Raw genomic sequence first — 17,553 nt, 5'->3', positions numbered from 1 at the left:
TCCTCAAATGGTCCCCCAACCTATTTTGAAAGTACAACTTACTCACTTTATAGTTTATACGATATATGAAACCGTTTACAACCCTTGTTTTTATATAAATAAAAACAGATGTATCCAACCTCTCAGTTGACACGTTTAGTCCTTGTTATTTCCCAGCTAAAAAACGATCTACTGCGGCATGATGCGCTTCACTTGCCCATAGAATGGAGCATTGGCGTGCCTCTTCGAGCATCCTATCTCGAATAAAATCCGCAGTCCATTTCCGAATCGCAATTGATTTATATGCTTTATGCACTGAAGGATGAATTTTCAACATCTTCGATAGAAACGAAGACAGTCCATCTTCAGCAGACCCTTCGTAAACTTCAGTAGCCCACCCAATCTCTAGTAAAGCTTCTGCATTATGTACTCCAGCTTCGGATAATAAACGAAACACCCTGTCATGTTTTCCATCCTTTTCAAACAAAAGCGTGGCTCCGCCCCATCCGGTTGTTATTGCAAGGGTACCCTGGATAAACCCAGCTCTGGCTTTTGATGAAACGACACGATAATCACAAGCCATTGCAATCTCACACCCACCACCTACCGCAATCCCATTAACAAGAGCGATAACAGGAACTGGAAGAGTTGCAATTTCATAAAGAATATTTGTCATTCTACTCAACATTGGAAATGTTTCCTCTGCGGTCTTCAACACATGAAATTCAGATAAATCTCCTCCTGAACAAAAGGCGTCCTCTCCCACACCAGTGATAACCACAAAAGATATTTCTTCATTCATTTTAACTTCAGTAAAAAACTTTTCAAAACCACCCATAACCTCAGCATTAATAGCATTTCGTTTTTCTTGACGATTAATCATAAATGTAGCTATACCGTTTTCATGAGTAATTTCATAAGACAAGATAACCCCTCCAATAATTATGTTGATAAAACACTTTTTCTTATTGTCTTATGAAACAAGAAGATTGTCCAATCAATCCTTTTAAATATTCGATTATTCAATTTCTTCCCGTAAAAAAAAGACCCCAAAAGAGCCATGGTCTCTTTTGGAGTCTTTATAGAAAGTCGTAATTATTCGCTTACGATTTCTTTTCCTTTGTAATGTCCACATGATTTACAAATGCGGTGAGCTAACTTTGTTTCCCCACAGTTATCACAAGTAGTCATACCAGGAAGGTCTAATTTAACGTGCGTACGACGTTTTTTTGTTACTGTAGTTGATGTTCTTCTTTTTGGTACAGCCATTTAGGGCACCTCCTTATCGATTACCTATTCGTCTTTCTCATCGAATAACTTTGCCAATCCTGCAAATCTCGGATCCACTTTTGTTTCTTTTTCTGCCTGGAGCCGAGCGTTGTATTCCTCGTTGGTCGCAAATGACCAGCCTTTTCCTTCAGCCACTTTCATATCTGCGGCACTTTCACCGTAAATTTGGAGCGGCACTTCAAGGAGGACGAGATCCTCGAAGACAGGGATTAGGTCGATGACTTCACCTTCAACAGGCGTCATTTCATCGTTTTCCAATAACTCCGCTTCATCCCAGCCAAAATGTTCTTCGGCTTCGATTACAAACGGGTATTTGACATCTTCCCACGTCCGGGAACAAGGCAAAGTCATTGTACCTTCAAGTCGGAATCGACACATGATATCTCTTGGGCCGATTGTACAACTTCCGGTAACATGGATCGGCTCGATGACCCGGATTTCCGGGTTCCGTATTTTAACGGAATCGAGGTTCACCACTTCGTCAAGCGGCATACCCTCTTGTCGATATTTTTGCAATTGATTGATGGACCATTTCATTACGATCACCTCAAGACAACATTCTTGATTATATAATGGGCGAAAAGGGATGTCAAGATAATTTCTTGTCACTTCATCCACCACATATGTATAATACTATATATTATAGCAAAGGAGTGACGCCTTTGAAAGCAACAGGAATTATTGTTGAATACAATCCTTATCATAATGGACATAAATATCACGCAACTAAGGCGCGCCATTCCTCACAAGCTGATGTAATCATTGCCGTTATGAGTGGGAACTTTCTCCAAAGAGGAGAACCAGCTTTTGTCGATAAATGGGCCCGCGCTAAGATGGCACTACTTAGTGGCGTAGATATTGTCTTCGAGCTTCCATACGCTTTTGCAACAGCCCATGCACCTTCCTTTGCAAAAGGAGCTATTCAACTATTAGACGCCGCCCATTGCGACGCTTTTTGTTTCGGGAGTGAAGATGGCACTATACAGCCGTTCGAACAAAGCCTTGCACTTATTCAACAATCTAAAAATGAATATGAACACACTGTGAAAGATGCTGTTTCCCGAGGTCTAAGTTATCCTAAGGCGCTTAACGAAGCTTACTTAAAGGCTGTGCACGAATCGAAAAAAGACTTAGTTGTCGCTGACTTAACAAAACCGAATAACATTTTAGGATTTCACTATATGCAAGCTGTTCAAGAACTTGGTTCTCAAATGGAAGCCATAACTATACCAAGAATCGTCGCTGGTTATCACGATGATAGTATTAAGGGAAATTCCATAGCAAGTGCTACAGGTATCCGTAAAACATTTTTCGAGACCGATGAGCTTGAAGCCATCGATTCATTTTACCCCGATGCTACACATCATGAATTACAACAGTGGCAAAAAATGAATTGTTCATTTGGAAGTTGGGAATTGTTCTACCCATTGCTTCGATTTACACTACTTCGGGAAGGTCCGGTTCGAATTGCGTGCATTGCCGATATCACAGAAGGCATTGAAAATCTGATGTACCGTGCTGCTGCCAACAATTCCACTTTTAAAGGATTCATGAATGAAGTGAAATCCAAAAGATACACATGGACTCGTATTCAGCGTATGCTAACCCATATTTTCACTGGTTATACATACGAAATGCGCAGTAAAATCGAAGCACCCTCGTATTTACGGTTATTAGGCATGACAAATAAAGGTCGTATTTATTTAAATGAAAATAAAAAACAATTTAAACTACCTCTAGTAAGCAAAGCCGCGGCTTTTTCAGACCCTTCACTGTCAATGGACATCAAAGCATCTACTATGTATGCATTGGCCATTGGAGGTGGTTCTGAGCACTCTAGAATCCGTTCTGATTACTCGACTCACCCAATCTACATTCAACAGTAAAAGCTTGAAGACCTTTCCCTTTAGGATTCGTCTTCAAGCTTTTTCTCATTTATATTCAATTAGCTCGAAGGGACTTTCATTTCCAATTCATCCAAGTATTCAAGAGCATCGTCTATTGTTTTTACAGGTACCACCTTCATTTTCGAACCAATTTTCTCTGCAGTTTCTACAGCTTCCTCATAGTTCGTTTTAAGTCCGGGATTGCGATCTAGCACTTCTTTAGGTAAATCATCGTCGGGCACAAAAAAGATTTCAATTCCCTGTCGTGTGGCAGCAATGACTTTGAAGTCCGCACCACCAATTCTACCAACAGTTCCTCCTTCTAACATTTCACCTGTCCCTGCAACCTTATACCCTTTTGAAATATCACTATCTATTAACTGGTTCATGATTTCCAAAGTGAAAAGTAAGCCCGCCGAAGGTCCACCAATGTTCGATGTATTGAACTCGACTTCTGGCTTTGTTGTTAACGTTCTATCCTCTTGGAATTCAACACCGAGTCCGGCACGCCCACTTTCTCCTGGTATTTCTTGTAATGTGATGGAGACGTCCATCATCTTCTCATCCCTTTCAAGGGATAAATCCACAGCATCTCCAAGTTCTTTACTAGCAATCAACTCGTAGAACTGCCCGGACTGTTCTAACTTCATCCCATCAGCCATATATATTTTATCTCCAGCCTTTAAAATGCCATCCGAAGCACTTCCCTCTTTAATTCCCATTACAAACACGCCATCAAAATAAACTTCAACTGAGTATCCAGCCTTTTCATAAGCAACTGTAACGGCGTTGAACTGTGAATCCGACATCATTTTTTTTTGACGAACATTATACTCTTTGTCTGTTTCTCCAGACCTTCGGACATTCGAAGCAGGAAGTATTTTTCGTTCGTCCGAGAACTTTGAATAGACGTAAGAAAAAAGCGTTGCTTTTGCAAGTGATATTGTCATCAAACTAAATGAACCTATGTCACCCTTGTCTCCGTCTTCCACTTCAACGAGTGGTGCAAGGTCATATGCGCCTCCTGGTTTTGAAACATACAAATCTAATGGAAAAACTAACAATGCGGCAATCAAAAGAGACACCAACGCAAATATTCCCAACTTACCATTTCTCATGTTGAAATTCACCTCCATTAATAGCCTGTACGTTCTTCACATATATATTAAAGTGGGAGCAATAAAGATGCGATACTTCATTTTTATAACCTAGACGAGAGGAGCGGAATGCATGATCAAATCGGCATTTACATGCAGGCACAACTGTAACATATGATAAACATCGCAATAATATGGGGACTCATTCTTCTTTTTATCTTCCAACCCGAATTTGCCCACGATGGAGCAGAGGCAGGCGCACAACTTTTCGTCCATGCACTACTTCCTTACCTACTCCCTTATATTATTCTGACACAATGGTTATTGAAGATGCCTTCAAACTCGGGAAAAAGTCCCGTTTGGAGACGTACCTTAAAAACGTTCATCCTTGGATCGTTTGGCGGTTTTCCAGTCGGCGCCGTAACTGTTACCGAAATGACCAAAAACGATGAACTTACCCCTAGACAGAGCAAGTTACTTCTAGCTGCATGCCATGCTCCTGGGCCCATGTTCGTTATTGGATTCGTCGGAGGAGAGCTACTCGGTGACACTACGGCTGGTTGGAAGTTACTCATCGCTATCCATATTGCAAACATTTTATTTTTTACCCTCTCAAATTTAACAGGTACAAATGAAATTAAAAAGAATGGAATTCCTCTCCCTTTAAAAAAAGAGGCAAAGGGGATTCCACTCTTAGAGGCAATAAAAGACAGCTCGACAATCATTATACTTATTGCAACAACTGTCATATTTTTTTCTGCACTCGGTACTGTTTTATCCAATGTTATTGCTTCAACCTTCGCAATAGATACAGGCATTACTCAAACGATTGTTCTTTCATTATTTGAAATGACAACAGGTGCACAATCTGCAACGATTCATCTTAGTAGTTCTTCTTTACTACCCTTTATTATAGCCGCCATAATTGCGTTTAACGGTTTTAGCATCCATATGCAAGTTGCAGTTATTGCAAAGTCTGCAAATATTTCAATGAGACCTTACGCAATTGCGAGGATTTGGAGCGTTATCGTCGTTCCAATTATCTTTTACATTATTTATTAAATACTGTATTTCTTTTTTAGCGCAATCTCAACAGGTTTCGGGACCAAACCAGAAATGCTCCCCCCATATTTAGCCACTTCTTTAACGATACTTGAGCTAAGGAATGAGTACTGATTATTTGTCATAATAAAAAACGTTTCAATTTCTTCATTCAAAAAACGGTTCATCGAAGTGATTTGCATCTCATACTCAAAATCCGATACTGCACGCAATCCTCGTACAACAGCCGTTGCTCCAACACTTACAGCATAATCAATCATCAAACCTGAAGAAGTATCTACCTTCACATTTGGAATAGATGCTGTTACTTCTTCAATAAGTTCCATACGCTCTTCAACTGTAAACAGTGAGTTTTTTGCAGAATTATTCATAATTGCTACATTGACAACATCAAAAACTCTTGCCGCTCTCTTAATAACATCAAGATGCCCATTCGTTAGCGGATCGAAACTTCCAGGTACAATTGCAATCTTTGACATATTAAACCCTCATTTCTCATAAATAGATATGGCTATGCTTCCGTACTCTGAATATTTCGTTTTAGTAAAGGTATCATATGTATCTGGTAAGTGCAGTTTTTTGTCATGCTCACACACAATCAGCGCATTATCTGACAAAATACCAGCCTCGCAAATTTTTTGTACTAGTTCATAATATTTCGTTTCCGCATAAGGTGGATCTACAAACAATAGATCTATCTGTTTGCCTATTTTTTTTAATACATCCACTGCATTTTTGGCATCAGTGCGCTCAATATGAATTTGATCAATCAGCTGACTTTTTTCTGCATTCGCACGGATAATTGCGCAAGCTTTCGGGTTTTTCTCGAATATAATTGCTTCATCTGCGCCCCTAGATAATGCTTCAAGCGAAAGGGAACCACTTCCTCCAAAAAGATCAGCGATTATACCACCGTTAAAATAAGGACCAATCCTGTTAAATAATGACTCTTTCACTTTATCAGAAGTTGGCCGCGTTTCGCTACCTGGCAATGATTTTAGAGGAATTCCTCTTTTGGATCCCGCCACAATCCTCATTTGCTCACCCTCCTCTTTAGTTCACCTCTTTTGAAACTAAATCAATCGTATCTTCTTTTTTAACAACGTCAAAAAGGAACAACCTAGCTAGCCAACTTTCTTCGAAATAATATTCATTTTCTATGATTTCAAATGGAGGTACTACAACCGAAAATTTACGTTCATTGAATACATAAAATAACTCTTTTAGAGGAAAACGAAACACTCTATCTACATTACCAATATAAAGTGATTGTTCATTTGAGTTCATTTCATATCCCGAGCTACTTAAAACTTCTTTCGCTGGATACAACATTCTTCCATCTTTAATAATAACCCGAATATTCGGTTTTTCAATCCCTTTTACCAACACTTTTCGTGTATCTTCTAACATAAATGGATAATTGCCTAGTGTATCTTGCCCATTTCTTGTAAAGTAAGAACTTCCATATCCTGTTATCTGTTCAATTAATTCATCAAGAATAGTAGCATTTAATACTTTTCCATTCATTTCTCTCAACTCTTTAGCGAAAGTTGAAACTTTTTCTGTAGATAAGGAAGTTGATAATTCTTCATACATACTACGCGATTTATCTGACCCTGTTCCTTTCCCACTTAGTATCGAAGCAATTATCTCCGCGACAATTGGTTGCTCTTTAGATAGTTCAAATCGGGAATACATGCTATTGATTAAAAACGTATCCGTCATTCTCTCTAATTCCGTAGTTTCTGCAACGATAAATCGATCCGACCCGACAGGTGAATTGGCATTTCCAATAACTAATGTTGAATGACTCACTTCATTTACTTTTAGCAATTCATCTATTTTTTCCAATTCATTTTTTTCAAAAGCTCCTCCAAATAGTGATAGTCGGTTGCCTTTGAATGTGAGCTGATGTACTTCTTTTTGCCAATATAGATCTGTTACTTTCCCTGTTCCAGTAAATAAAAAGTATTCTATCAAGTCTAATTTTTTATGGCCAACGTTTTTCATGCCATTTACCCACATGCCGCCAGCACCTGTTTCATCTGTAATATGAAAAATCGTAGACTTAACATTAGCCCCATGAAGTTCTGTAAATATATTCTTGAATAACGTTGCTTCATCCAAAGGAGCTTCTTTTGGTATTCGATATGTTATAGTTTGTCGAGTTGTATCGCTATCCATAAATGCTCTTAACTGGTCATCTATTCTCGAACATGCTTCTGAATCCAGTTCATAGCATGCTTTGTCTACACTAGATTCTGGCCAAATAAGTTCATATCGCCCATTAGATAGCCCTGTAAAATGATGACGGATATACAGGCCATCCTGTCGATTCATCACTTCTATTTCCTGCGAATAAGTGAGTGGAATCCCACTATTGGGAGCAGCACTTCCTGATTCACTATAATGCATATAAAGAAGCAATCCATTGATGAGTAATAAAAGACCGAACGTTCTTGAAATAAACTTCAAGTATGACACCCCTTTACAAACAACAACTGATTTATCTGAATGTTTTTAGAGGCCCGTTTTATAGTCATATTCCTTCGCCTTATCCGGTTTTGCATTTTCATAGACCGTTTTAACAAATGGTCTGTATGAAGGCACCACTTTCTTTACTGAAGGTAGACGTTCTACTTTTCCAATAACAGTGTCCACATCCGCAGTATCACAATAAAGAACTACATACTTCATTTTTCTTGATATATAATGAACATGGCCATACTTACGTAAAGACTTTGCCTGTCGTAGATGATGAAGATAAATAATTACACCTTGTCGATCGACCATTGTAATCCCTCTTTTCCTACCACATACAATACCATAAGTCTGAAAAGAGCTGCAACAATCCATAGCTGACACACGTGCGACTTTACCCTATAATGAGGTTAGCACAGGTAATAAAAAGGAGGTTTTATTAATGGGGAAAAAAACTAAACTTGCCCTCACTGTAGGCGCAGCTGGTATTGCAGCATGGGCAGCATCTAAAGCCGTTGCTAAACCAATGCCCCGAGAAGGAAAAAAAGCACTAGAATTTGATAAAACAATTATACTTGCACATCGTGGTGGCCTACTAGATGCACCTGAAAATACAAATTCCGCTTTTTCTAGATCCGCATCTCTAGGTGTACATGGTTTCGCCGTAGATGTACGCCTCACAAAAGATGAGGAAATTTTAATATTTCACGATGAATATGCAGATCGAACGACTGATTTCGCTGGAAAAATTTCCGATTTTACGCTAGATGAGTTAAAGAAAGCCGACGCGGGATATCGATTCCAAGATGAAAATGGAGACTATCCGTATCGTGACATAGGTGAACAACTTCTTTCTTTACACGAACTACTCGAAAAGTATCCCCATTTGTTCATAAACATCAACCTGAAGGATTCACCCGAAACGTATGAAGGTAGTTTAATCCCTTCAAAACTTTGGCGGCTTATTGAAGATGTAGGCGCAGAAGACCGTGTAGCTATAACAAGTATATACGACGAACAAATTGATCGTTTTAACTTGTATGCGCAAAATCGTGTTGCAATTGGTGCAGGTGAGGATGAAGTGAAAAAAGCCTATGCAGCATTCACTAGTCAATTTGGACACTTGTACAATCCAAAGGCAGATTTTTTCCGCATCCCAGAAAAATTGGGTATTTTCCCATTAGGTACGGAAGGCTTCATTAAATTTTTAACTCAACTTAATGTTCCTGTTTATTATGAAAATATCACGAACAGTGAAACGATGATCCAACTGATAAATGCCGGTGCTGCGGGATTCATAACGGACCAACCTTCTTTCACCATGGACATTGTACAAAATCATATAGCCGAATAAGATACTTAAATATAAGGAAACGTTAAATAACTCTGTTGATAGTAGGTAAAGAATTAGTAGACTCTTTGTGGAGTGGAAGGTCTGAAAATATCGCTGCGTCGCTTGGTGATGGCCTTCCGTAGTAAGCCCGTCAGAAAGTTCACTGTCGGTCTTACTACTTCGGCTCACACTTGTCGCTTCTGCGCTGGACTGTTTAGATTCAAAGTTAGAGGCGTCGGGGTAGTGGGACAAGAGATTTTGTACACTTCTAGTTGATTGAAGTGGAAGACGGCGACTCCGGGAGGACAGCGGGTCAGGTGAAACAACCAACGGGAGCGAAGCGAACGGGTTGGTCCACCGCCTGCCCTCCGGAACGCGTCCGTCTGAAACGGAAATCAACGTGTTAGATACACTCACTCGAGCACTATTTTGTAATAAGCATTATCAACTTTATTGTTTAACAGAGCTATATATATATATATATAAAATCCACTCTTCGGTTTATAACCGAAGAGTGGATTGTTTTTTACTTATGCTGAACACGAACAACTTCCACCTGAACCGCATCCGCCACTACATGAAGAGCTAGTGAAAAACGCATTTCCTAATGGAACTTTAACCGCATCAGAGACAGACTTCGCAATGATTGAGCTTACATCATCAAACAGTTGCTGAACATCATTTTCAGCTATCCGAAGTGCAGCAACTTGCTCATTCATATCTAGTTCTCTTTTTTGAACTCGAATGCTTTTCATTACTATATTATAATCCGGATGATATCTTCCGAAACGTTGTACTTCCTCATATCGTTCCTTCATATCTGTAAACGACTGGATTTCCTTTACCAGTTCGGTGTCAGAATAAACCTCATTGTATGCTTCCCGATAAGCAACCACTATCTCTGAAGAGAGCATAACCTCAGCAAGTTCTTCCGAATTGTCGATGATGGTTAGCCATTCTTCTGTCATCAACATAGACGCATCTCCTCCATTCACGTTTCATCATAACAGATTTTGATGCGCCAGTGAATGAATTGCTTACTTATTTTGCTTAGCACTTACTTGATTTGCCAACAAAGCACTTCTAGCTTCTTCCCAATCTGAAAACGGAAAAACTCCTTCTGCTGTATGTTGAATTTCTTCATGCCCTTTTCCGGCGATGAGGACAATATCGCCCTCTACCGCTAATGAGATCGCCTTTTGGATTGCCTTTTTCCGATCTGGTTCTACTTCAATCGCCTGGCAATCCTCACCAAATCCTTCTAAAATATCCTTGATAATCGCAAGCGGATCTTCCTTTCTCGGATTATCAGATGTGACAATTACAGAAGAAGAATAGAAAACCGCGAGTTCTCCCATCTCTGACCTTTTTCCTTTATCTCGATTGCCACCGCATCCAAAAACCGTAATTAGCCTACCTTCGCAGATCAGAGACAGTGCTTCAAGAACAGAATCTAACGCATCTGGCGTATGTGCAAAGTCGATATAAACAACTACGCCATCCTTTTCCAATCGTTGCAATCTTCCTTTTGGCAATTTAAGCTCTGGTACTAAACTTAGAATCTCTTCAAACTGATAACCTAATAAGAGAAGCGCACTAACTGCTGCAATTACATTCATACGATTGAATTTACCTGGTACAGATAGTCCTAATTTTTCTGGAATGAAATAATCTAATGAATGATACATTCCGAAATAAACACATGGTGAAGTTGATACATCTGACATACTTACACACTGTGCATCATCTCTATTCACGATAACTTGTTTCGACTTTTTTATTAGAATTTTCTTAGCATCAATATAATTTTGTTTTCCGCCATGCTCATCATGATGGTCTAGACCTATATTCAAAACAATTCCGATATCAATTTCACAATCAGCTAATCTGCCCGCTGATAAACCTAGCGATGATGCTTCAAGCAGGATATTATCAACCCCTAGATCTTCACATTTTTTTAATAAAGGATGTAGGTATTCAGCAGGTAAAGTCGTCATATCAGGGGCATCGTATTCAAACTTGTTTCCATCAATAAATACACCCGTTGTACCTATCACCGCAGTTTTTTCTCCGAACTTCCTTAATAATTGGTCGATAAAGTGCGTGACAGTCGTTTTACCATTGGTTCCCGTAACAGCAATGACCTTCAATCTCTCAGAAGGATTTCCTGCAAGTAAAGCACATGCATATGATAAAAACAGACTACAATCCGTAACTGTAATTAATGGGACTTGCAGTACCAAATCTTTTGGTAGTGCCCTGTCTATAACAATTGCTATCGCACCTCCTTCGATAGCTTCAGAGATATAAGACATCCCATCATCATTCTTTCCAAGTCTCGCAACAAATAAAAAACCATCTTTTACATTTAGAGAACATTCAGTAATCCCTTTTACTTCAACCTTTATTTCCTCAGCTCTATACGTACCTGACCAATCTTTCAGGAGTTCTGATAATAGCAGTACCACTCTCCCCTTCCCGAACATTTTAGTTAAAGACGAATATATTGAGAGCGAATCTACTTTATCTTATGTATTAAAACGAATGAATGTCACGAAGAAAGTTGGGGGTTCAAATGATAATTCAAAAATTTGGTGGAACGGCGATGAAAACCGAGCTTATGCGACTGAAATGTATAGAACATATAGAAACTGGAATTGAGAATCATGGAAAAGTAGTAGTTGTTGTCTCCGCAATGGGGCGAATTGGAGATCCATACGCTACAGACAGCCTCTTAAGACTTACCGATGCGTTCACCTCCGATAAGGCCTCCAGCGATCTAGTTGCGTCTTGTGGCGAGCTTATTGCGGCATCTGTACTATCGGCAGAGTTAAAGAAAGCCGGAATTCCAAATAGAATACTTCATGGTATGCAAACAGGCATTAAAACTTCAGGTGAGTTTGGAGATGCTGTTATTATCAACATTGACACAACAAATATAGAAAACAGTTTTAACCAAACAAATTGTATTATCATTCCCGGTTTTCAAGGAATGGATTCAAATGGAAATGTAATGACTTTAGGTCGAGGAGGCAGTGATTTAACAGCTATTTCATTAGCTGCAGCATTATATGCATCACACACTGAATTTTATAAAGACGTGCCGGGAGTTATGACTGGAGACCCTAGAAATAATTCCAATTGTAAAAAATACGACACCCTTAGTTTTGATGACTTTTTACTCCTGCTAAACTGCGACCGCCCTATAATTCAAATGCGGGCAGCATTATTAGCACAAAAAAAGGCGATACCTCTTTATATACGAGGTACCACCGGCACTGAAGAAGGAACTTGGGTCGTTCCTTGAACTATTAATTACTGTTGATTTCGTTCTTTATAATTTAATTGCACAAGATTTTGTGTGTAATATTTACCATAAACTCCGACACCTATATGGGTGAAATGTTTATTAAGTAACACATTTCTGTGGGCAGGTGAGTTAATCCAACCATTTACAGCTTCAATCGGATCAACATAGTTTAAAGCAATATTTTCTCCTGCTCTTTGCTGATCAATCAGCGCGTCTTTTAACCTGTCCGATAAATTACTCGACTCCTCACCTTGCATTGAAGAATAACTTTCTATCAAACCCTCTTTACTATGTTCTCGAGCAATTTCAGACAATCGATAATCCCTTGTCAGTTCAAACATCCCATTTTTCTTACGATAACTATTCGTTAAGTCATAAATTTGATGTTCTGCCGCTCGATCCACTTTCAACTGCATAGAGGATGAAGGGATGGACTTGACTAACATTTCCCCCGTGTAAGTCATGTCGTAGGGCTGATGAAGAACAAGCGTTACAGGATCAATAAATCGTACAGCATGAAGTTCACCTGTTACTTTATCAATGTATAGTTGTGTATATAAATTATGATTTGTAATTAAGAGTCGATTTTGTACATCTTCACCATTTAATGTAAATGTAAATAGATTTTCATCAATCTCAACATCAATTTCGTTATTTACAATGGTGAAACGGTAAATTTCACTTAAACTTTGACCAATAGTATACGGAAATAAATCTGATTCAAAATCGGATGAATAAATTTGATTGACCAAATTGTCTTCGGTTACACCCGCCATTATGTTTATTTCACCTAGATAAATCCACCAATCATACCCATATGCTGAAGGTTCGACTCGTTCAGGTTCTCCATAACTTTTAAGCAGTTCATCAACCTGTCCTCCTACAAGAGTAGAAAGTCCTTTTTCAGGACGCTCTGTTTCCGGTATCGGAGCCCCAACACCCTTATTTGGAATGGGGAGCGCATCTCCATGCCGAACCGGAGATTCTAATACCTCATTTTCTTTTATTCGATTGTCTGTATAGTAAAAAACCAGTAGCACTACAATAAGTAGAGCAATGATTCTAAATATGACTTTCATGATTTATTCCCTGCTTTCAAATAAATTTCATTTACCGTATTCTCCAACTTTACTATATCCAATTACAGGATAAGCTTCCCTCTTTGTAATTATTTCACAAACCACTTCGAATGACACAATCTTGTCATTGCAACTATTATCAAATTGCTCTATTATAGATAGGTATAGGGAAACAGCTGATTGATATATTGAAGGAGGATTCGTACTATGTATATTGAAAATACAGGCATCGAAAATATTGTTGCTGACTTATCAGTTCTAGATGACATTATGCTTGATCACGATCTTATTCGCGCTGGACAATGGGACTACGAGAGAGTCACTTATGATAAGAAATATGTTAACAATGAAGGCACTTTCTATTTACGTGTTTTTGGCTACACAACAGACGGTGATGTCGATACGCGTGATGCAATTATGATACTTAAAAAACCTGTAGTGGGCAAACATTATTATCCACACGGCGTTGAATATGGTGAGGGCGAACACTTCCCTAAAAGTCTTGTAAAAGACTGTGAAGCAACACTTAAAGCTGTTCATACTGCTTTACTACCATATAACCTAAAAAAATAAAAATGGTATCCTGACCGGGGAACTCTATGTTCTCCGTTTTTTTTACCTCAAATTGGGTATAATTAAAATAAGATAAGTTTGGGGGAGTAATTGGTGTCTAAATGGCTGACAAAACGTAACTTTCTACTAGCACTTAGTACTGTATTCATAATTTTAGTTTTTATCTACATCGTTCCTGTTTCAATCCCAATAATAGTAGCATTAGTAACAGCACTTTTAATTGAACCCCTCATACGACTTGTGGAAGCTAAATTAAAGTGGAAACGAAAACTTGCAGTAATTTCTATCTTTATTTTTGTTTTAGTACTTATTTCCTCTCTTATTTATTATACAGTAACCCGATTAATTGGAAAAATTATCGATTTTACAATCGCTGCTCCTGATTATTTCAACACACTTTCAGGTATTTGGATTGATATGCAAGCTAAATTATTTCAATATACATCTGGTTTACCATTAGAAGTCGTTTACGCTATCCAAACCGAATCAAAGGTTGTTTTCGATTCGATGCGCACGTCTTTGTTACATTTACTTAGTTATGATCGACTTCTATCCATAGTAACAGATATTCCAAACTTACTTGTAAGCTTAATAGTTTATATGATAGCACTTTTCCTCTTCATGCTTGAATTGCCAAATCTAAAAAAGATGATTTTCAAAAGGTTTACAGATTCAACTGCAAAAAAAGTAAAGATAATGGTTACTAGGCTGAATGATGTAGTGATTGGTTTTGTAAAAGCCCAATTTCTTGTTAGTCTGATAATCGTAGCAGTTGCATTTATTGGACTCATGCTGATTGCACCGAAATATGCTTTAGTTATGTCTCTCATAATTTGGGTTATTGACATAGTACCCATACTCGGGTCTATCATTATCCTTGCTCCTTGGGCGCTCTATCACTTCATTAGCGGTGATGTAGCAATGGGTAGCCAGTTGACTTTCCTTGCAATTGTTCTACTCGTAATAAGAAGAGTTATTGAACCAAAAGTAATGGGCAATCAAATCGGCTTGTCTCCTTTACCAACGCTAATTGCTATGTTTATTGGACTCAAGTTAATCGGTTTTTTAGGGTTTTTCATTGGTCCATTGGTCGTCATACTATTTTCTACAGCACGTGAAGCCGAAATAATTAAAATAGACTTTAAAATATAAAAAGGTTTCGCATCAAATTCGATGCGAAACCTTTTTTTCTTATTTTCAGCTTGACCTAGTATCCTAGGATTGCTCTTAACATGGATGTTGTTTCTCCACCTGGGTAAAAAACATATAGAAGGAAATAGACTGCGACACCTGTAATTGCAGCAAAAAACCATATAACACTTGTTATAGGTCCAATTTTTCGATGGCGCTTGAGATTATTTTTCAAGCCTGAACGAATTGCAACAACCCCAAATATCGCTCCGGAAGTTGCTAACACAATGTGAAAAATTAGAAATACAACATAATATATTTTCAAATGGTCAGGCCCGCCAAATGCCGTGTTGCCCACTAGGATCGTACGCGAAATATAAATAATCAAAAAGAGTAAGGCTGCTACACCTGCTGCAAGCATCGTCTTTTTATGAGCTTCAATCTTTTTCTTTACTATTAAATTCCATCCAATCGCAACTAATACTGCAGAGAGGATTATTAGTATCGTACAAATTGTAGGTAATAATGGAATACTCATCTCATAGATCCCCCTATGATACACGTTACATACTTCAATTGATTATCCATGCATCGTTAGATTTTTTCGATTTAATAGTTCTCTTTCCGTTATTTCATCAGCATTTTCTTGCTCATCACGATACCAAGTAATAAATATTTTACCAATAACAGCAACATAAATGATTTCCTGTATTATTTTCATCAAAATACCACCAAGTTGTTGATCGTAAACCGTAGGCATATTCGTAAATAACTCCGGTCCTGAAATACCGAGTCCAGAAAATCCAGAGAGCATGCTAGCAGGCACACAAAGCGCCATAGCCTTCAACCATGCCTCACCACTATAATATGTCTCATATACAGGTACATCAGCAAAGATGATCAATGTACATGCTGGAGTGATAAGAATTGCACTCAATATAACATAACCTATTTTTTTCAGGCCATGTAATTTAGGTTGTCCCTCTAGAGTGTTTAGAAGTGGCCACCATAAACATAAAGCTGCAAAGAATAATGTAACTGTAAATACAGAATGAAGCACAAAGCTCAATTTTACAGTATCTAAAATAATTGGGTAGTGATAAAGAGAAAACATAATACTAAAAACAACTAAACTAATTAGCGGCTTTGTAAATAAGGTAATTACTTTATTTAGAATCGTAATATCAAATACTTTTTTCCACATCCAATTTGGTATTCCTATAATCAGGAATGGTGCAACCATTAACAATAACAATGCCATTTGTGCCATGTGGACTGAAAATAAAATATGACCTAATAAATCAACGGGCGATCCTTTTACAACATAAAGAAGTATCATTCCCATTAAAAAATAAGTAATCTGCTTCCTTGTAACCGGTTCAGAACCTTTAAATCGATCCCGCCAAGTAACTGTGATAAGAAAATACAATAGGACAAGGCCAAGAAGCGTTAATAAAAACCACGGGCTCCATAAAGCGCGAAATCCAAATATGCTTATAGGCATCAAAGCCATCACTCCTCTATTTACGTCTACTTACCATTATAAATCTTTATACGCCGTAACTCAATGTACGAAGTATGACAAATTTGAAGAACGCAGTCTAAGTGCACGACATCCTGTCGTTACGACTGCATGACCCACTTCCTGTGGGCCCAAGCGTATGCGCCTGGGTAGCTAACGAAGGAAATAGGGAAAATCTCACAAGTCGTTCTTTGACTTTTGAGATTTTCATCTTTTCCACAGTGAGCTAGGCGCAGAAGACTAGACAAGTTAAGGGACGCAGTCTAATCCCACAGAAGCGGGACTACGAAAAACCGTAGCCCTATTCATCCTGTCGTAACAAAGGAGGATAAACCCCAATCCTCCTCCACTGCATGACCCACTTCCTGTGGGCACGAGCGTAATCGCCAAGGAAGCTAAAAGTAAAATGGAAAAAGCCTGTGGAAATAATATCTCCACAGGCTTTACGTTTCCTTACTTTATTACCACCATACAATTGTTACGAAAGTTAGAACTACAGCGAAACCAAACACTGCTCCAGTGTACATGAACATTGCCGGTGTACCGTGTCCTTTTTCTTGCATATGCATAAAATAATACAGTTGCAATCCAACTTGAACCGCTGCAAACAACATTAATGTAGGTATAACGAAATACTTCGAGAAACCTAACACTTCTTGATTGTTTGCAATGACCATTGTAAATGACATGATTGTCATAAAAATCATTAATGAAAACATCATAATCTGATGTTGCATTGATTTTTTAGCTCTACGTTGGCCTAGTTTAAACTCAGCTGGTGACTTTTCATAAACTTGGATGTCCGCCATA

General features: G+C 38.4%; 20 protein-coding genes. 6 read left to right on the top strand and 14 right to left on the bottom strand.

What is annotated here, in order from left to right; all coding sequences use genetic code 11:
* Nucleotides 1-145: 145 nt before the first annotated feature.
* The 3 genes from ACXYMX_RS01710 to ACXYMX_RS01700 form a co-directional block, all read right to left on the bottom strand.
* Nucleotides 146-904 (bottom strand): enoyl-CoA hydratase/isomerase family protein, encoded by a 759-nt coding sequence (locus ACXYMX_RS01710; protein ID WP_459042483.1) that lies wholly within the window; start codon nucleotides 902-904, stop codon nucleotides 146-148.
* Nucleotides 905-1,074: 170 nt separating this feature from the next.
* Nucleotides 1,075-1,248: a 50S ribosomal protein L32 gene (gene rpmF, locus ACXYMX_RS01705; protein WP_459042482.1), complete on the bottom strand. Its 174-nt coding sequence runs from the start codon at nucleotides 1,246-1,248 to the stop codon at nucleotides 1,075-1,077.
* Nucleotides 1,249-1,272: 24 nt separating this feature from the next.
* A complete protein-coding gene (locus ACXYMX_RS01700) occupies nucleotides 1,273-1,806 on the bottom strand; it encodes a YceD family protein (protein WP_459042481.1) in 534 nt (177 codons plus the stop codon).
* 116 nt (nucleotides 1,807-1,922) lie between these two features.
* Between ACXYMX_RS01700 and ACXYMX_RS01695 the strand changes: the two genes are divergently transcribed.
* The gene (locus ACXYMX_RS01695) at nucleotides 1,923-3,155 is read left to right on the top strand and encodes a nucleotidyltransferase (protein ID WP_459042670.1); all 1,233 of its coding nucleotides are present in this window, start codon (nucleotides 1,923-1,925) and stop codon (nucleotides 3,153-3,155) included.
* Nucleotides 3,156-3,214: 59 nt separating this feature from the next.
* On the opposite strand, the gene ACXYMX_RS01690 is transcribed toward ACXYMX_RS01695, so the two are convergent.
* Nucleotides 3,215-4,273 (bottom strand): SepM family pheromone-processing serine protease, encoded by a 1,059-nt coding sequence (locus ACXYMX_RS01690; RefSeq protein ID WP_459042480.1) that lies wholly within the window; start codon nucleotides 4,271-4,273, stop codon nucleotides 3,215-3,217.
* 153 nt (nucleotides 4,274-4,426) lie between these two features.
* Here ACXYMX_RS01690 and ACXYMX_RS01685 point away from each other — a divergent pair, with 153 nt between their 5' ends.
* On the top strand, nucleotides 4,427-5,314 hold the full coding sequence (locus ACXYMX_RS01685; RefSeq protein ID WP_459042479.1) for a hypothetical protein: 888 nt from the start codon (nucleotides 4,427-4,429) through the stop codon (nucleotides 5,312-5,314).
* On the opposite strand, the gene coaD is transcribed toward ACXYMX_RS01685, so the two are convergent.
* From coaD to ACXYMX_RS01665, 4 genes are read right to left on the bottom strand one after another with little or no spacing between them, the layout of a single operon-like run.
* Nucleotides 5,311-5,793, bottom strand: a complete 483-nt coding sequence (gene coaD / locus ACXYMX_RS01680; protein ID WP_459042478.1) for a pantetheine-phosphate adenylyltransferase — start codon at nucleotides 5,791-5,793, stop codon at nucleotides 5,311-5,313. The two genes, ACXYMX_RS01685 and coaD, sit on opposite strands and share 4 nt — an antisense overlap.
* Nucleotides 5,794-5,802: 9 nt before the next feature.
* Entirely contained in the window at nucleotides 5,803-6,351 is a 549-nt protein-coding gene (gene rsmD, locus ACXYMX_RS01675; RefSeq protein WP_459042477.1) for a 16S rRNA (guanine(966)-N(2))-methyltransferase RsmD, read from the bottom strand.
* 16 nt (nucleotides 6,352-6,367) lie between these two features.
* A complete protein-coding gene (locus ACXYMX_RS01670; protein ID WP_459042476.1) occupies nucleotides 6,368-7,789 on the bottom strand; it encodes a hypothetical protein in 1,422 nt (473 codons plus the stop codon).
* 45 nt (nucleotides 7,790-7,834) lie between these two features.
* Nucleotides 7,835-8,107, bottom strand: coding sequence for a YlbG family protein (locus ACXYMX_RS01665; protein ID WP_459042475.1), 273 nt, complete (start codon nucleotides 8,105-8,107; stop codon nucleotides 7,835-7,837).
* 130 nt (nucleotides 8,108-8,237) lie between these two features.
* Here ACXYMX_RS01665 and ACXYMX_RS01660 point away from each other — a divergent pair, with 130 nt between their 5' ends.
* Nucleotides 8,238-9,149: a glycerophosphodiester phosphodiesterase family protein gene (locus ACXYMX_RS01660; RefSeq protein WP_459042474.1), complete on the top strand. Its 912-nt coding sequence runs from the start codon at nucleotides 8,238-8,240 to the stop codon at nucleotides 9,147-9,149.
* A 509-nt stretch (nucleotides 9,150-9,658) separates the two neighbouring features.
* Here ACXYMX_RS01660 and ACXYMX_RS01655 read toward each other — a convergent pair.
* On the bottom strand, nucleotides 9,659-10,102 hold the full coding sequence (locus tag ACXYMX_RS01655; RefSeq protein ID WP_459042473.1) for a YlbF family regulator: 444 nt from the start codon (nucleotides 10,100-10,102) through the stop codon (nucleotides 9,659-9,661).
* Between the two features lie 63 nt (nucleotides 10,103-10,165).
* On the bottom strand, nucleotides 10,166-11,596 hold the full coding sequence (locus ACXYMX_RS01650; RefSeq protein WP_459042472.1) for a UDP-N-acetylmuramoyl-L-alanyl-D-glutamate--2,6-diaminopimelate ligase: 1,431 nt from the start codon (nucleotides 11,594-11,596) through the stop codon (nucleotides 10,166-10,168).
* 107 nt (nucleotides 11,597-11,703) lie between these two features.
* Between ACXYMX_RS01650 and ACXYMX_RS01645 the strand changes: the two genes are divergently transcribed.
* Nucleotides 11,704-12,435 (top strand): amino acid kinase family protein, encoded by a 732-nt coding sequence (locus ACXYMX_RS01645; protein WP_459042471.1) that lies wholly within the window; start codon nucleotides 11,704-11,706, stop codon nucleotides 12,433-12,435.
* Between the two features lie 8 nt (nucleotides 12,436-12,443).
* Here the strand turns inward: ACXYMX_RS01645 and ACXYMX_RS01640 are convergent, their stop codons facing one another.
* On the bottom strand, nucleotides 12,444-13,517 hold the full coding sequence (locus tag ACXYMX_RS01640; RefSeq protein ID WP_459042470.1) for a CAP domain-containing protein: 1,074 nt from the start codon (nucleotides 13,515-13,517) through the stop codon (nucleotides 12,444-12,446).
* Nucleotides 13,518-13,724: 207 nt separating this feature from the next.
* Here ACXYMX_RS01640 and ACXYMX_RS01635 point away from each other — a divergent pair, with 207 nt between their 5' ends.
* Together ACXYMX_RS01635 and ytvI are read left to right on the top strand one after the other, a co-directional pair.
* Nucleotides 13,725-14,090 carry a YugN family protein gene (locus tag ACXYMX_RS01635; RefSeq protein WP_459042469.1) on the top strand — a complete coding sequence of 122 codons (366 nt, stop codon included), beginning with the start codon at nucleotides 13,725-13,727 and terminating at the stop codon, nucleotides 14,088-14,090.
* Nucleotides 14,091-14,183: 93 nt separating this feature from the next.
* On the top strand, nucleotides 14,184-15,242 hold the full coding sequence (gene ytvI / locus ACXYMX_RS01630) for a sporulation integral membrane protein YtvI (RefSeq protein ID WP_459042468.1): 1,059 nt from the start codon (nucleotides 14,184-14,186) through the stop codon (nucleotides 15,240-15,242).
* A gap of 55 nt (nucleotides 15,243-15,297) precedes the next feature.
* Here ytvI and ACXYMX_RS01625 read toward each other — a convergent pair whose 3' ends face one another.
* From ACXYMX_RS01625 to ACXYMX_RS01615, 3 genes are all read right to left on the bottom strand, one after another.
* Nucleotides 15,298-15,759: a DUF420 domain-containing protein gene (locus tag ACXYMX_RS01625; RefSeq protein ID WP_459042467.1), complete on the bottom strand. Its 462-nt coding sequence runs from the start codon at nucleotides 15,757-15,759 to the stop codon at nucleotides 15,298-15,300.
* Between the two features lie 42 nt (nucleotides 15,760-15,801).
* Nucleotides 15,802-16,725 (bottom strand): cytochrome c oxidase assembly factor CtaG, encoded by a 924-nt coding sequence (gene ctaG, locus ACXYMX_RS01620; protein WP_459042466.1) that lies wholly within the window; start codon nucleotides 16,723-16,725, stop codon nucleotides 15,802-15,804.
* A gap of 479 nt (nucleotides 16,726-17,204) precedes the next feature.
* Nucleotides 17,205-17,552, bottom strand: coding sequence for a cytochrome C oxidase subunit IV family protein (locus ACXYMX_RS01615; RefSeq protein WP_459042465.1), 348 nt, complete (start codon nucleotides 17,550-17,552; stop codon nucleotides 17,205-17,207).
* Nucleotide 17,553 lies beyond the last annotated feature (1 nt).

The organism is Sporosarcina sp. CAU 1771, from assembly GCF_054482775.1.
The sequence above is the reverse complement of the archived record's forward strand: the minus strand, read 5'-3'. Positions and strand labels throughout refer to the sequence as shown.

Excerpts from the sequence above, each read along its gene's own strand:
- rpmF (WP_459042482.1), bottom strand. The coding sequence starts at position 1,248 with ATGGCTGTACCAAAAAGAAGAACATCAACTACAGTAACAAAAAAACGT.
- ACXYMX_RS01700 (WP_459042481.1), bottom strand. The coding sequence starts at position 1,806 with ATGAAATGGTCCATCAATCAATTGCAAAAATATCGACAAGAGGGTATG.
- ACXYMX_RS01690 (WP_459042480.1), bottom strand. The coding sequence starts at position 4,273 with ATGAGAAATGGTAAGTTGGGAATATTTGCGTTGGTGTCTCTTTTGATT.
- ACXYMX_RS01685 (WP_459042479.1), top strand. The coding sequence starts at position 4,427 with ATGATAAACATCGCAATAATATGGGGACTCATTCTTCTTTTTATCTTC.
- coaD (WP_459042478.1), bottom strand. The coding sequence starts at position 5,793 with ATGTCAAAGATTGCAATTGTACCTGGAAGTTTCGATCCGCTAACGAAT.
- rsmD (WP_459042477.1), bottom strand. The coding sequence starts at position 6,351 with ATGAGGATTGTGGCGGGATCCAAAAGAGGAATTCCTCTAAAATCATTG.
- ACXYMX_RS01665 (WP_459042475.1), bottom strand. The coding sequence starts at position 8,107 with ATGGTCGATCGACAAGGTGTAATTATTTATCTTCATCATCTACGACAG.
- ACXYMX_RS01660 (WP_459042474.1), top strand. The coding sequence starts at position 8,238 with ATGGGGAAAAAAACTAAACTTGCCCTCACTGTAGGCGCAGCTGGTATT.
- ACXYMX_RS01655 (WP_459042473.1), bottom strand. The coding sequence starts at position 10,102 with ATGTTGATGACAGAAGAATGGCTAACCATCATCGACAATTCGGAAGAA.
- ACXYMX_RS01645 (WP_459042471.1), top strand. The coding sequence starts at position 11,704 with ATGATAATTCAAAAATTTGGTGGAACGGCGATGAAAACCGAGCTTATG.
- ACXYMX_RS01640 (WP_459042470.1), bottom strand. The coding sequence starts at position 13,517 with ATGAAAGTCATATTTAGAATCATTGCTCTACTTATTGTAGTGCTACTG.
- ACXYMX_RS01635 (WP_459042469.1), top strand. The coding sequence starts at position 13,725 with ATGTATATTGAAAATACAGGCATCGAAAATATTGTTGCTGACTTATCA.
- ACXYMX_RS01625 (WP_459042467.1), bottom strand. The coding sequence starts at position 15,759 with ATGAGTATTCCATTATTACCTACAATTTGTACGATACTAATAATCCTC.
- ctaG (WP_459042466.1), bottom strand. The coding sequence starts at position 16,725 with ATGCCTATAAGCATATTTGGATTTCGCGCTTTATGGAGCCCGTGGTTT.
- ACXYMX_RS01615 (WP_459042465.1), bottom strand. The coding sequence starts at position 17,552 with ATGGCGGACATCCAAGTTTATGAAAAGTCACCAGCTGAGTTTAAACTA.